This window comes from Streptomyces sp. NPDC107517 (assembly GCF_055582645.1).
The window spans coordinates 1-1,044 of sequence record NZ_JBVJPM010000105.1 but is presented as its reverse complement, the minus strand read 5'-3'; the positions used below and the strand labels follow the sequence as shown (position 1 = coordinate 1,044).

The 1,044-nt window shown below is 66.9% G+C and carries 1 protein-coding gene; it reads right to left on the bottom strand.

Annotation, left to right across the window (positions count from 1 at the left end):
• Position 1: 1 nt before the first annotated feature.
• Positions 2-1,044 (bottom strand): IS110 family RNA-guided transposase (locus ACZ67T_RS46335; RefSeq protein WP_469993117.1); only part of this gene is annotated, 1,043 nt, incomplete at its 5' end.

The following is a 1,044-nucleotide window of genomic DNA, read 5'->3' as shown; positions in this document are numbered from 1 at the left end:
GTCAGCCAGCCGTGATGGGTTCGAAGCGGACGGTCAGTCCGAGGCTGTTGGCTTCTTTGGTCATGCGGCGCATGGCGCGTTCGGGGTCGCGTTTGGCGAAGTAGTCGGCGCCGAGGTCGCGGTAGGGCGTATTGGTGTGCAGGACGTGCCAAATGGCGATGGCGAGTTTGTGCATGACGGCGACCAGGGCTCGCTTGCCGCCTCTCCGGGCAGAGATACGGCGGAAGAACGCGGCGAGGTAGGACGTCTTGTTTCTGATCGCAGCCATAGCGGCTGTTCCGAGCAGGCGTTTGATGTTGCTGTTGCCCGGGCGGGTGCGCCCGGATCTGTTCACTCCGGCCGACTCGTTCTGTCCGGGGCAGACGCCGATCCAGGAGGCGAGGTGCTGGGCGGAGGCGAACTGGGTCATATCGCCGCCGGTCTCGGCGATGATGATCTCGGCGGCGAGCCGGCCGACACCCGGGATGGTGTCGAGGTTGTCCAGGTCCTGCTCCCGCTCTGCCAGCATCGAGGCGATCCGCGCGTCGAAGACCTCGACGATGGCCCTGAGGCGGTCGATCTCGTCCAGGTAGTACCGGACCATGAAGGCATGGTGTCCGGTGAACTTTCCGTCCAGGGCCTCGACGAGGGCTGGAATCTTGTTTCGGGCCTTGCCGCGGGCCAGGTCCGCAAGACGTTCGCAGTCGCGCTCGCCGGCGATCAGGGCCTCCAGGATGGCGCGGCCGGTGGCGCCGACAACGTCGCTGAGGACCCAGGTGAACTTCATCCCGGTGTCCTCGAGCTCCTTCTCCAGCCGCTGGGCCTCCTGGCCGGCGGCGCGGACGATCTCGGTCCGGCGTCTGGTCAGGTCCCGCAGTTCGCGGATCTCCCGGTCCGGGACGAAGGAGCCCATCGCCATCCCGGAGGCGCCCGCCCGGGCGAGGAACGCCGCGTCGCTCGGGTCGGTCTTGCGGCCCCGGATGCCTTTGAGATGGGCAGGGTTGACGAGCATCAGGTTCAGATGCGGCTGGAGCATGTAATAGACGCTCCGCCAGTAGTCCGAGG